The sequence below is a fragment of the Anaeromyxobacter dehalogenans 2CP-C genome, from assembly GCF_000013385.1.
GTDB classification, from domain to species: domain Bacteria; phylum Myxococcota; class Myxococcia; order Myxococcales; family Anaeromyxobacteraceae; genus Anaeromyxobacter; species Anaeromyxobacter dehalogenans_B.
Genome location: NC_007760.1, coordinates 3885698 through 3898443 on the forward strand (window position 1 = coordinate 3885698; position 12746 = coordinate 3898443).

Annotated in this window: 10 protein-coding genes; 6 read left to right on the forward strand and 4 right to left on the reverse strand. The window is 76.7% G+C overall.

All coding sequences use genetic code 11. From position 1 onward, the window contains the following. Positions 1-101 precede the first annotated feature (101 nt). Positions 102-1304, forward strand: a complete 1203-nt coding sequence (locus ADEH_RS17480; RefSeq protein WP_011422427.1) for an MFS transporter — start codon at positions 102-104, stop codon at positions 1302-1304. A 20-nt stretch (positions 1305-1324) separates the two neighbouring features. On the opposite strand, the gene ADEH_RS17485 is transcribed toward ADEH_RS17480, so the two are convergent. Continuing rightward, complete coding sequence (locus ADEH_RS17485) at positions 1325-2227, reverse strand: RluA family pseudouridine synthase (RefSeq protein ID WP_011422428.1); 903 nt, start codon at positions 2225-2227, stop codon at positions 1325-1327. A gap of 82 nt (positions 2228-2309) precedes the next feature. Here ADEH_RS17485 and ADEH_RS17490 point away from each other — a divergent pair, with 82 nt between their 5' ends. Then, positions 2310-2915, forward strand: coding sequence for a glutathione S-transferase family protein (locus tag ADEH_RS17490; protein ID WP_011422429.1), 606 nt, complete (start codon positions 2310-2312; stop codon positions 2913-2915). Between the two features lie 80 nt (positions 2916-2995). On the opposite strand, the gene ADEH_RS17495 is transcribed toward ADEH_RS17490, so the two are convergent. Continuing rightward, positions 2996-5839: a M16 family metallopeptidase gene (locus tag ADEH_RS17495; RefSeq protein ID WP_011422430.1), complete on the reverse strand. Its 2844-nt coding sequence runs from the start codon at positions 5837-5839 to the stop codon at positions 2996-2998. A gap of 173 nt (positions 5840-6012) precedes the next feature. Between ADEH_RS17495 and ADEH_RS17500 the strand changes: the two genes are divergently transcribed. Both ADEH_RS17500 and ADEH_RS17505 read left to right on the forward strand, forming a co-directional pair. Next, positions 6013-7242, forward strand: coding sequence for a cache domain-containing protein (locus ADEH_RS17500; RefSeq protein ID WP_232287319.1), 1230 nt, complete (start codon positions 6013-6015; stop codon positions 7240-7242). 153 nt (positions 7243-7395) lie between these two features. Continuing rightward, positions 7396-9051: a sensor histidine kinase gene (locus ADEH_RS17505; protein WP_232287320.1), complete on the forward strand. Its 1656-nt coding sequence runs from the start codon at positions 7396-7398 to the stop codon at positions 9049-9051. A 14-nt stretch (positions 9052-9065) separates the two neighbouring features. Here the strand turns inward: ADEH_RS17505 and ADEH_RS17510 are convergent, their stop codons facing one another. Then, positions 9066-9299 carry a hypothetical protein gene (locus ADEH_RS17510; RefSeq protein WP_232287321.1) on the reverse strand — a complete coding sequence of 78 codons (234 nt, stop codon included), beginning with the start codon at positions 9297-9299 and terminating at the stop codon, positions 9066-9068. Between the two features lie 97 nt (positions 9300-9396). Between ADEH_RS17510 and ADEH_RS17515 the strand changes: the two genes are divergently transcribed. Further along, a complete protein-coding gene (locus ADEH_RS17515; protein WP_011422434.1) occupies positions 9397-10833 on the forward strand; it encodes an ATP-binding cassette domain-containing protein in 1437 nt (478 codons plus the stop codon). 87 nt (positions 10834-10920) lie between these two features. Beyond that, positions 10921-11877 carry a M23 family metallopeptidase gene (locus ADEH_RS17520; RefSeq protein ID WP_011422435.1) on the forward strand — a complete coding sequence of 319 codons (957 nt, stop codon included), beginning with the start codon at positions 10921-10923 and terminating at the stop codon, positions 11875-11877. A 10-nt stretch (positions 11878-11887) separates the two neighbouring features. Here ADEH_RS17520 and ADEH_RS17525 read toward each other — a convergent pair whose 3' ends face one another. After that, positions 11888-12682, reverse strand: a complete 795-nt coding sequence (locus ADEH_RS17525; RefSeq protein WP_011422436.1) for an inositol monophosphatase family protein — start codon at positions 12680-12682, stop codon at positions 11888-11890. Positions 12683-12746: the final 64 nt, after the last annotated feature.

Here is a 12746-nt window from a genome sequence, read left to right on the forward strand (position 1 = left end):
CGGCGCGCCGGCGCGGGCGGATCGGCGGCGCGCGCGCGCACCGCCGCGAGCTAAGCTGTGCGCGCGACCGGGTGGGCGGCCCCGCCGCGGAGGGTCGGACCGTGCAGGCGCAGGGCGACGAGCGGCGGCGCGCGCCGGAGCGGATCCCCACCGGCGTGTGGGTGCTGGGCGGCGTCAGCCTGCTCATGGACGTCTCCTCGGAGATGATCCACGCGCTCCTGCCGCTGTTCATGGTGACCGCGCTCGGCGCGGGCGCGCTGATGGTGGGCGTGGTCGAGGGGCTGGCCGAGTCCACCGCGCTCGTGGTGAAGGTGTTCTCGGGCGTGCTGAGCGACGCGCTCGGGCGGCGCAAGGCGCTGGCCGTGGCCGGCTACGCGCTGGGCGCGGCGACGAAGCCGCTCTTCGCCCTGGCGCCGACCGCGGCGGTGGTGCTCGGGGCCCGGCTGCTGGATCGCGTCGGCAAGGGCATCCGCGGCGCGCCGCGCGACGCGCTGGTGGCCGACATCACCCCGCCGGCCCTGCGCGGCGCCGCGTTCGGCCTGCGCCAGGCGCTCGACACGGTGGGCGCGTTCGCCGGGCCGCTCCTCGCGACGGGGCTGATGCTGCTGTGGGCGAACGACTTCCGGCGGGTGTTCTGGGTGGCGGTGATCCCGGGGGCGCTCTCGGTCGCGCTGCTCTGGCTCGGGCTGCGCGAGCCGGAGCACCACGGCGACGGCCGGCGCGCGAACCCGCTCCGCCGCGACAGCCTGCGGCGCCTCGGCCCGCGGTACTGGTGGGTGGTCGGCGTGGGCGCCGTGTTCACGCTCGCCCGCTTCAGCGAGGCGTTCCTCGTCCTGCGCGCGCAGCGGGGCGGCGTCCCCCTGGCGCTCGTGCCGCTCGTCATGGTCGCGATGAACCTGGTGTACGCGCTGACCGCCTATCCCTCGGGCCGCCTGTCGGATCGCGTGAGCCGCAGGGGACTGCTGGCGGCGGGCCTGGCCGTCCTCGTCGCCGCCGACCTCGTGCTGGCGATGGAGGGCGGCTGGCCGGTGGTCCTCGCCGGCGTGGCGCTGTGGGGCGTGCACATGGGCATCACGCAGGGCCTGTTCGCCACGCTGGTGGCCGACACCGCCCCGCCGGACCTGCGCGGGACCGCGTTCGGCGTCTTCAACCTGCTCGCCGGGATCGCCACGCTCGTGGCGAGCGCGGTCGCGGGCCTCCTGTGGGAGCGGCTGGGCGCGCCCTTCACGTTCCGCGCCGGGGCGGCGTTCTGCCTGCTGGCGCTGGCCGGGCTCGCGTGGCGGCCCCGCGCGCTGCGCGCCTGAGCGGGCGCCGGCGCGCCGGCCTACGGGGCGGCCGCGAGCGCCGCGATCGCGCGCTCCAGGTCCTCGGGCACCGGCGCGCGCACCTCCACGCGCGCGCCGTCCGACGGGCGCGGGAACGCCAGCCGCTCGGCGTGGAGCGCCTGCCGCGCGATCGCCTCGCCGCGGACCCCGTACACCGCGTCGCCCAGCACCGGGAACCCGGCCTCTGCGAGCTGCACGCGGATCTGGTGGGTGCGCCCGGTCTCCAGCCGGACCCGCAGGAGCGCGGCGCCGCGGAGCGGGCGCTCCACCTTCCAGGACAGCCGCGCGCGCCGCGGGGACGGGAAGCGGGTGGTGAAGCGGCGCGGGTCCTCCGGGTCGCGGCCGTAGGGCGTGTCGAGCCGCCCCTCCGGCGGCGGGGCGCCCGCCACCAGCGCCAGGTACTCCTTCTCGATCGCGCCGGCCTCGAACGCGGCGCGCAGCGCCGCCAGCGCCCGGTCGTGGCGCGCCAGCAGCAGCGCGCCGCTCGTGTCGCGATCGAGCCGGTGCGCCAGGCCGGGCGCGGCGCGGCCGTCCACGTCGAACGCGCCGAGCCGGCTCGCCGCCGCCACGGCCGACGCGCCCCCGGGCGCCCCCGCCTCCACCGCGAGCCCGGGCGGCTTCGCGACGACCAGGCAGTCCGCGTCGTCGTACAGCACCGCCAGCGCCGGGCCCGACGCCTCGGCGGCGCGCGGGGCGGGGCGCTCGACCGCGACCTCCTCGCCGCCGAACAGCTTGCGGTGCGGCGAGCAGGTCTTCCCGCGGATGCGCACCCGGCCCGTCTCCACCAGCCAGCGGGCGCGCTCCGCGGTCGCGCCGAGCGCCGCGGCCAGCCAGCGGTCCAGCCGGGCGCCGGCCGCCTCGCGGGGCACGCGCAGGAGCTCCGGCGCGGCGGGCGTACCCACCGTGAACGGCCCCCTTCTTCCGGGCCCCGCGGGGCCGCGACCCGGTCTAGAACGATCCGAACCCTTCACGGAGGACACCGGGATGAAGCTCTACTACGCGCCGCGCACGCGGGCCACCCGCCCCCGCTGGCTGCTGGAGGAGATGGGCGTTCCCTACGAGCTGGTCCGGCTCGACCGCGCCGCCGGCGCGCTGCGCACGCCGGAGCACCTCGCCCGCCACCCGCTGGGCCGCGTGCCGGTGCTGGAGGACGGCGACGTCCGCGTCTTCGAGTCGGCCGCGATCTGCCTGTGGCTCGCCGAGCGCTTCCCGGAGAAGGGGATGCTCCCGCCGGCCGGGACGCCCGGCCGCGCGCTCACCTACCAGTGGCTGTTCTTCGCCATGGACGAGCTGGAGCCGCCGCTCGAGGCGCTGCACGGGCTCCTCCGCCCGCCCGAGGGCGAGCGCGACGCGGCCGCGATCGAGGCCCAGAAGGCCCGGTTCCTGGAGGGGGCGCGCGTCCTCGACCTCGCGCTCCGGACGCGCCCGTTCCTCGCCGGGGACGCGTTCGGCGTGGCCGACCTCGTCACCGGCGCGGTGGCCTCCTGGGGCAAGGCGCTGGTGGGCGGCATCGACGGGATGCCGGCGCTCGCCGCCTGGCTCTCCGGCGTGAAGGCGCGGCCCGCCTGGAAGCGGGCCATCGCCGACTGATCCGTGCACCGCGAGCTTACGCGCGGCGCAGCCGCGCCCGCGGGGACCTCGCGCGAGCCCGCGAACGCGGGCGCGCGAGGTCACGGGACCCGCGCAGCCCGGTGGGGCCCCGCGGAGCTCCGCTCCGTGGGGCGGGGCGCAGCCCCGTCAGATGCCGCGGCCGCCCCCGGCTTCACGTTGCCGTCGGCGTCCACGAGCTGGATCTGCCCGAGGCCGATCTCGCGCAGGCCGGGCTCGATCTTGGCGCGGTCGCCGATGATCACCCAGGTGACGCGCTCCGGCTCGAGCATGCGCGCCGCGTCGGCGAGGTCCTTCGGGCCGAGCGCGGCCACCTTGTGCGCGAAGCCGTCGAAGTAGCGGTCGTCGAAGCCGAAGCGGACGATCTGCGCGATCGACCGCGCCACCGCGCGCGACGTCTCCCAGCGGCCGGGCAGCGACAGCGTCAGCGTGCCCTGCGCCACGGCGGTCTCCTCGGCGGTGACGGGCTTCGCGCCGCGGATGCCGGCCAGCTCCTTGCGGATCTCCAGCACCGTCTCCTTGGTCTTGTCGGCCTGCACCGGGGCGAGCGCGAAGAACGGCCGCTGCCCGCGGGCGTCGGTGAGCAGCGCCCGGGCGCCGTACGACCAGTGCTTGTCCTCGCGCAGGTTCATGTTGAGGCGCGAGGTGAACGCGCCGCCCAGCACCGTGTTCATGGCGGTCTGCGCGATCTCCTCGGGGTTCGCCCGCGGCGGGGCGACCTGGCCCGCGATCACCACCGACTGGATCGACCCGGGCCGGTCGAGCAGGAACACCCGCTGCCCGGCGGGCAGCGCCACCTGCGCCAGGTTCTTCTTCGGGACCTCGCCCGCCTTCCAGCCGCCCAGGAGGCGCTCCAGCTTCGGCACGATCTCCGCGGCGGTCGTGTCGCCCACCACCACCAGGGTGGCGTTGTTCGGCTTCACCCAGGTCGCGTGCCAGCGCGCCGCGTCCGCGCGGGAGAGCTTCCCGACGGTGGCCGCGGTGCCGGAGCCGGTGAGCGGGTTGGAGTAGGCGTGCCCCTCGCCGTAGAGCAGCCGCGGCAGGATGCGGAACGCGGCCGTCACCGGCTGCACCGCCTCCTGCCCGAGGGCCGCGAGCTGCTGGGCCTTCAGCCGCTCGAAGTCGGCCTCCGGGAACACCGGGTTCACCACCACGTCGGCGAGCAGCGCGAGCGACGCGTCGAGGTTCGCGCGCAGCGCCGCCATGCTCACCAGCGAGGTGTCGAGGTCGGCGCCGGTCTCGAGGCGCGCGCCGAGCCGCTGCAGGGTGTCGGAGATCTCCAGCGCGGAGCGCGAGCGGGTGCCCTCGTCCAGCATGGCCGTCGCCAGCTTCGCGAGCCCGGGCGCGCCGTGCTGGTCGGAGGCGTAGCCCGCGTCCACGAGCAGGTCGAGCTGCACGTCCGGGACCGCGTGGCGCTCGGCCACCACGACCTTCAGGCCGTTGGAGAGCTGGTGGCGCGTGAACGCCGGGAAGCGCGGCGCCGGGGCCGGCCCGGGCTCGGGCCGCACCTTGCGATCGGCGCCGGTGGCGGCGGCCTGGAGCTCGGGGAACGGCAGCACCGAGAGCACGTACACGCCGTCGGAGAGCCAGCGGCGGCAGGCCTCGCGGACCTGGGCGGCGGTGGCCGAGCGGATGCGCGCGAGCCGGGTGCGGTAGGCGTCCGGCGTCCCGCCGTAGACCTGGCTCTCGGCGAGCACGTCCGAGACGCCGCCGAAGCCGCCGATGCGCTCCACGCCGCGCACGAACCCGGCGAGGATGCCGGTCTTGGCCCGCACCAGCTCCTCCGCGGTCGGCCCCTGCGCCACGAGCCGCGCCACCTCCTCGCGCACGGCGCGCTCGACCTTCGCCAGGTCCCCGCCCGGCTTCGCCGTCGCCTCGACGAAGAACGTCGAGCCGATCTCGCCGGTGCCCGGGTCGGCGCTCACGTCGGTGGCGATCCGCTCGTCGTAGACCAGCCGCTTGTAGAGCCGCGAGGTCTTCCCCGACGCGAGCACCCCGGCCGCGAGCGTGAGCAGGTCGTCGTCCGGGTGGCCCCACTCCGGCGTGTTCCACACCAGGTAGGCGCGGGCCTGCGGCACGCGGTCCTGCATCACCTGGCGCTGCTCGCCGGTGCGCTTCGCGATCCAGGCCTGCTGCTTCGCGATGGGCTCGCCCGGCGGGACGTCGCCGAAGTAGTGCTCGACCTTCTTGCGCACCTCGTCCGGCTTCACGTCGCCGGCGATCACCAGCACCGCGTTGCTCGCGCCGTAGTAGCTGGTGAACCACTCCTTCACGTCGGCGAGCGAGGCGGCCTGCAGATCCTCCATCGAGCCGATCACGGTCCAGGAGTACGGGTGCGCCTTCGGGTAGAGCGACGGCGTCATCACGTCGTACACGCGCCCGTACGGCTGGTTCTCGCCCTGCCGCTTCTCGTTCTGGACCACCCCCCGCTGCTCGTCGAGGCGCGCCTGCGTGATGGCGCCGAGCAGGTGGCCCATGCGGTCGGACTCCATCCACAGCACCGTGTCGAGCGCCGAGACCGGCACGTTCTGGAAGTAGTTGGTCCGGTCGTTGTTCGTGGTGCCGTTCAGGTCGCTGGCGCCGACGCGCTCCAGCACCTTGAACCAGTCGTCGTCGAAGTGCTCCGAGCCGTTGAACATCAGGTGCTCGAAGAGGTGCGCGAACCCGGTCTTGCCCGGCCGCTCGTTCTTGGAGCCGACGTGGTACCAGACGTTCACCGCCACGATCGGCGCCTTGTGGTCCTCGTGGACGATGAGCGTGAGGCCGTTCGGCAGCACGGTCTTCACGTAGGGGAGGTCCGGGATCTCCGGCAGGCGCGCAGCGGACGCGGCCGGCGCGGCGGCGGCCGGCGCGGCCAGGGCGGCGAGGGCGACGAGGGTGAGGGACGCGAGGGTGCGCATGGGCATGTGGGCTCCGTTCGGTCGCAGAGGCCAGGAGGCCGGAGACGTGACGGCCGGCGCCGCCGCAACCCCGGCCGGGTATGCGCCGAGGCGCGCACCGCCCGCGCACACGAACGCACCGTACGCACGGGCGTCCGCGGTCGGGTCACCGCGTACCCGCCACGCATGATACCGTTCTCATGGTACGGCAGATCGCCGTCCCCTTCGAAGCCGACCGCCCCCTCCGCCCGCCCACCATGCGCTCCATCTCCCTCGAGCTCCGGCTCATCGTCGCCATCGTCGCCCTCTGCGTCGGGGCCGCCCTCCTCGGCGCCCGGCTCGGCGGCGGGATCGTCGAGCAGCAGGTGGAGGAGGCGGGCGCGAGCCGCCTGCGCGGCGCGGCGGAGGCGTTCGCGTCGCAGGAGCGCGCGGAGGTGGAGAAGCTCTCCTCGACGCTCGACGCGCTCCTGTCGCGCGACGACCTGCGCGACGCGTTCGCGGCGCGCGACCGCGAGCGCCTGCTGGCGCTCGCGGCGCCGCTGTTCGAGACCATGCGCGAGCGGGACCGGATCACCCACTGGTACTTCATCGCCCCCGAGCCGGACGCCACCGTGTTCCTGCGCGTGCACCGGCCCGAGCTGCGCGGCGACAAGGTCGATCGGGTGACGTTCCGCCGGGCCGTCGAGACCGGTGACGTCGGCGCCGGCAAGGAGCTGGGACGCACCGCGTTCGCGCTGCGGGTGGTGCGGCCCTGGATGCGGGACGGGAAGGTGATCGGCTACCTCGAGCTGGCCGAGGAGATCGACCACTTCCTGGGCGCGATGAAGTCGCGCACCGGCGACGACTACGGGATCCTGGTGAAGAAGCGCTTCCTGGACCAGCGGCGCTGGGCCGAGGTGCTCGGCGAGCGCTCCAACACCTGGAACGACCGCGCCGACGTGGTCGTGGTGGACACCACCACGTTCACCGAGGGCATCATCGACTACGAGGGCGACCTCGAGGCGCTGCCGGACGACGGCGTGGCGCTGGGCGAGGTGGTCCGCGAGGACCGCGCGTACATGCGCGGCATCTTCCCGCTGCGCGACGCGGGCGGGCGCAAGGTGGGCGGCCTGTTCGTGCTGCACGACTTCTCCGCCGAGCACGGCGCGGCCCGCGCCGCCATGCTCCGCTCCTTCATGATGCTGATCGGCCTGGGCGCGGTCCTGACGGTGCTGCTCGCGACCCTGCTGCACTACGCGGTGTTCGCCCGACTGCGGCGGCTGGAGCGGCGTCTCGCGCGCGAGGCGGACGAGCGGCAGCTGCCGCCCGGACGGATGGTCGAGCTCACCGACGACGAGATCTCCCGGCTCGAGGTGCTGCTGCGGCGCGCGCTGTTCCCGAGCCGCGACGAAGTGCCACGCGACCCTTCGTCCTCCCGTGGCCGGGGTTGACCCGCCGCAAGGCCGCGCAGATCCCGCCGGCGCATCCTGCGCCTGGGCCCGCAGGAATCGCCCAGGGGGATCATGGCGGAAGCACGCGCAGCCGGGGACGTCCACGCCAGCGCCTCGCCGCCGGCGGGTGGCGTCCCCGGCGGGCATGCGTCCGTGCGCGCAGTGCCCTTCTGGCGCCGCCTCTCGACCAAGCTGCTCGCCGCCGTGGTGCTGCTCGCGCTGCTGGCGCTCGCGGGGGTGGTGCTGGCGGAGCGGCGCTTCGAGCGGCACCTCCAGGACGAGGTCATCCGCTCCACCGCGCTGCTCGGCGACGCGGTCACCACCGTGGGCCAGGCCGCCCTGCTCTCGGCGGCCGAGCGCCACGACTTCCGGACCATCGGGCGGGTGGCGGCGCTCGAAGGCGTGGAGCGCCTGCGCGTCCTCGGCCCCCGCGGCGCCGTCCGGTTCTCCAGCGTCCCCGAGGAGGTGGGGCAGACCCGCGACAAGGGCCACCGGTCCTGCTCCCCGTGCCACGCGGACCGCGAGGTGCCGCTCTCGCGCGTGCCTCCCGCGCAGCGGTGGCGCGAGGAGCGCGGCCCCGGCGGCCGGCGCCTCGTGCTCACCACCCCCATCTACAACGACCACGGCTGCGCCACCGCCGAGTGCCACGTCCACCCGCCCGGCCGGCAGGTGCTGGGGCTGCTCGAGACCGACGTGGCCATCGATCCGATCCTCTCCGGCGTGGCCTCGTTCCGGCGCGGCTTCGTGTCGCTGCTCGTGATCGCGATCGTCGCGACCTCGGCGCTCATGTACCTGTTCCTCCGCTCCGAGGTGCTCGGGCCGGTGGCCGCGCTGGTCGAGGGCACGCGGCGCGTGGCGAAGGACCAGCTCGACGTGGAGGTGCGCGTCCGCTCGCGCGGCGAGCTCGGCAACCTGGCCGCGTCGTTCAACGACATGACCCGCTCGCTCCGGCGCCTGGAGGACGAGCTGAACGGGCTGCTGGCCGGGCTGGAGGAGCAGGTCCAGGCGCGCACCGCCGACCTGCGCAACGCGCAGGAGCAGCTCGTGCGCACGGAGAAGCTCTCCTCGCTGGGCAAGCTCTCGGCCTCCATCGCCCACGAGATCAACAACCCGCTCGCGGGCATCCTCACGTTCGCGAAGCTGGTGTCGCGCACCCTGGCCGAGGGCCCGCCCGACGACGCGCGGCGCGCCGTGCTGCAGCGGAACCTGGGGCTGGTCGAGCGCGAGGCGCAGCGCTGCAGCGCCATCGTCCGCAACCTGCTCGACTTCGCGCGCGAGCGGCCCATGGCCAAGAAGCCGGTGGACCCGGGCGCGGCGGTGGAGGAGGCCCTGTCGCTCATCGCGAACCAGATCGCCATCCAGGGCGTGAAGCTGCAGCGCGACCTGCCGCCGCTCCCGCAGGTGCTCGCCGACTTCGGCCAGCTCCGCCAGGCGTTCGTGAACGTGGCGATGAACGCCTGCGAGGCGATGGGCGCGAAGGGCGGGCGGCTCCGGGTCAGCGCGCGCGCGCCGGAGGGCGCGGTGGAGATCGCGTTCGCGGACGACGGGCCGGGCATGCCGCCGGAGCGGGTGAGCCACATCTTCGACCCGTTCTTCACGACCAAGGAGAAGGGCACCGGCCTCGGGCTCTCGGTGGTGTACGGCATCGTGCAGCGCCACGGCGGGAGCATCGCGGTGGACAGCACCGAGGGCCAGGGCACCACGTTCACGCTCCGGCTGCCGGCGATGCCGGCGGAGCGGCCGGCGGAGCCGCCCGTGCCCCCCATCCCGGCCGACCCGGCCGCCGCGCCGGCGCGCGCGCAGGGCTGACGTCGGCGGCGGGCTCACCCGCCCCGCTGCGCGCCGCGCAGCAGCGCGGCGGCGAGCGAGAGCGGCCCGGACGCGATCTCGTCGGCGTCGATCACGATCACCTCGTCGTCGCCGTCCCACTGCGCCTCGCGGCGCGGGAGCGGCCCGGCGCCGGGGTCCACCACCAGCACCGCGGCGGGCACGAGCGCGCGCACCCAGCGCAGGACCGCCGCGAGCCGGCGCGGGCTGGCGCCGCGGCGCACGATCACCACCCGAGGCTCGGAGCGATCCCGCACGTGATCCAGAACAGGCGTCCCGCCGGCGCATTTCACCCCCTGGCGGGCATGTCCGCATTAGCATCCCGGGATGCGCCGGCCGCTCGTCACGCTCGACCGGGTGGACGTCCGCCTGGGCGGCGTCCCCGTCCTCGCCGGCGTCACCCTGGCGCTCCACGCCGGCGAGGGGCTGGCGGTGCTGGGCGGGAACGGCGCGGGAAAGTCCACGCTCCTGCGGCTGCTCCGCGGCGAGCTCTGGCCGGATCCGCGCGGCGGGCGGCGCCTCTTCCACGGGCCGGACGGGGCCTTCGAGAGCCCCATCGGCGCGCGCGAGCGGTTCGCGCGGGTGGCGCCCGAGGCGCAAGACGCCTACCTGCGCAACGAATGGGACCTGCCGGTCGAGGCGGTGATCCGCTCCGGCTTCTTCGACGCGCTGTGGCCGTCCGAGGCGGCGACGGCGGAGCAGTCGCGGCGCGTCCGCGAGGTGGCCCGCGCGCTGGGCGTGGCGGGGCTGCTGGGGCGATCGGTGCTGGAGCTGTCGCGCGGCGAGGGGCGCCGCGTGCTGCTGGCGCGCGCGCTCGCGCCGCGGCCGGAGGCGCTGTTCCTGGACGAGGCCTGCGACGGGCTCGACGCGCCGGCGCGGGCCGGCCTGCTCGAGACCGTCTCCGCGATCGCGCGCGGCGGCGTGGCCGTGGTGATGGCCACGCACCGGCCCGAGGAGCTCGTGCCCGAGCTGGGCCGCGTCATCCGGCTGGAGGGCGGGCGGATCGCGTGGGAGGGCGACCGCGCCGCCGCGCGGGCGGGCGCGCGCGAGGCCCCCGCGCCGCCCCGCGCGCCGGGGCGCGAGGCCGGCCCGCGCGCGGCGCTGTTCGAGCTCCGCGGCGCTACCGTGCTCGTGGACGGGCGCGCGGTGCTCGACGGCGTGGACTGGACGGTCCGCGCCGGCGAGCGCTGGGCGATCACCGGCCCGAACGGCGCGGGGAAGTCCACGCTGCTCCGGCTGCTCGCGGGCGAGGAGCAGCCGGCGCGCGGCGCGGTGGACCGGCTCGGCCTCGGGCCGCGCGCGTCCGCCGAGGACCTGCGCGGCCGCGTGGGCCTGGTCTCGCCGGAGCTGCAGGCGCGCCACCGCTTCGACGCGCGCGCCGCGGACGTCGTGCTCTCCGGGTTCGCCGGGACGATCGGGCTCGCGGTGGAGCCCACCGCGCGCGAGCGGGCGCTGGCCGCCGCCGCGGCGGAGCGGCTCGGGGTGACGCCGCTGCTCGGGCGGCACGTGCTGTCGCTCTCCTACGGCGAGCTCCGCAAGGTGCTCATCGCCCGCGCGCTCGCGCCGGCGCCGCGGGCGCTGCTGCTCGACGAGCCCCTCGCCGGCCTCGACCCCGCCGCGCGCGCCTGGGTGCTCCGGGTGCTCGACGAGCTGGGCGCGGCCGGCACCGCGATCGTGGCCGTGTCCCACCACGCCGACGAGCTGCCCGGCGCGGTGGACGAGCGGGCGCGGCTCGACGCGGGACGGCTCGCCGTGGACGCCTGACGGGCGCCGCGGACCCGCGGGCGGGCGGGCGCACGGCGCGCCGGCCGGGCGGTGGCGTCGCGCGCCGGCCGGGGGTATCACCGTCGCGTGCCGCTCGCCCCGCTCCTCGCCCTGCTCGCCGCCGCCACCCCGTCCCTGACCCTCGCGCCCGAGGTGGCCCGCCCGGGCGACGCGGTGCTGGTGCGCGTGACGGGCGCCGGGCCGGAGGCGCCGCGCGCGACGCTCGGCGGGCGTCCGCTCACGTTCTGGCGCGCCGGCGCGGAGTGGCGCGCGCTGGCGGCGCTCCCCATCGAGACGCCGGCCGGCGACCTCCCCGCCGAGGCCGAGGCCGCCGGCGCCGCGCTGCGGGGCGTCCTGCGGATCGTCGAGCCCGGGTTCTCCTCGCGCGCGCTCACCCTCGCGCCGAAGTACGTGGAGCCGCCCGAGGCGGTGAAGGCGCGCATCGCGGCCGATCGCAAGGCGTTCGCCGAGGCCTACGCGCGCCCGTTCGAGCCGCCCGCGTTCTCGCGCCCCTTCGCGCTCCCGCGGCGCGCGCCCACCTCGGGCCGCTACGGCGACCAGCGGGTGCTGAACGGCGAGAAGCCGAGCGTGCACTACGGGCTCGACCTGACCGGGCCGCGCGGCGCGCCGGTCGCGGCCGCGAACGCCGGGCGGGTGGTGCTGGTGCGCGACGCCTACCTGTCCGGCCGGAGCGTGGTGCTGTGGCACGGGGCGGGCATCTACACGCTCTACTTCCACCTCGACCGGGTGGACGTCCGCGCCGGCCAGGTGGTGCGCCGCGGGCAGCGCATCGGGCGGCTCGGCTCGACCGGCCGCTCCACCGGGCCGCACCTGCACTGGAGCGTGCGGGTGGACGGCCTGCTCGTGGATCCGGAGTCGCTGGTGGCCATCGACTTCGCCCGCGGCGTCGCGCCGGCCCGCGCGCCGGCGCCCTCGCGCGCGGTGGCCGCGCCGGCCGCGGTCGCTGCGCCGGGTGCGCCAGCCGCGCCGATCGCGCCCGCCGCCGCCGGGGCGCCGCCCGCGCTGCCCGGCGCGCAGCGCTGAGCGCGCGCGACTACCCCTCGCGCCGGATGACCTCCAGCATGCGCGCGTGCAGCGCCGGCGCCGCGGCCAAAATGTCCCCGGTCTCCAGCATCCGGTCGCCGCCCTCCAGGTCGGTGACCAGGGCGCCGGCCTCGCGCGCGATCAGGATCCCCGGCGCGACGTCCCACGGCTTCAGCCGCTCCTCCCAGAAGCCGTCGAAGCGCCCCGCCGCCACGTAGGCGAGGTCGAGCGCCGCGCTCCCGAGCCGCCGGACGCCCCGGGCGCGCCGCACGAACGCGCCGAACAGGCGGAGCGGCCGCTCGTGGCGCTGGTGCACGTCGTAGGGGAAGCCGGTGACGAGCAGCGCCTGCACCAGCTCGCCCCGGGCGGACGCCCGCAGCGGTGCGCCGTCCAGGTGCGCCCCGCCGCCGCGGGCGGCGGTGAACAGCTCGTCGCGGAGCGGGTCGTAGGTCGCGCCGGCGGCGATCCCGGCGGCGTCGAGCGCGGCCACGTTCACCGCGAACTGCGGCAGCCCGTGCGCGTAGTTCGTCGTCCCGTCGAGCGGGTCCACCACGAAGCGGAGCCGGCCCTCGCCGCCCGGGCCGCCGCTCGCGCCCGACTCCTCCGCCAGGATCCCGGCCCCGGGGAAGCGGCCGCGCAGGAAGCCCAGCACCGCCGCCTCGCTCGCCCGGTCCGCGTCGGTGACGAGGTCGATCTCGCCCTTCAGCTCCACCGAGCGCGCCTGGCCCCACCGCTCCCGCAGCACCGCCCCGCCCCGCCGCGCCGCCTCGGCGCAGGCCTCCCGCAGCTCCGTCGCCTCGCTCATCCGCCCCGGCTCCTTTCCGCCCGCGCGGAGGATAGCCCGCCCCGGCCCTCGCCGCAGCGGCGGC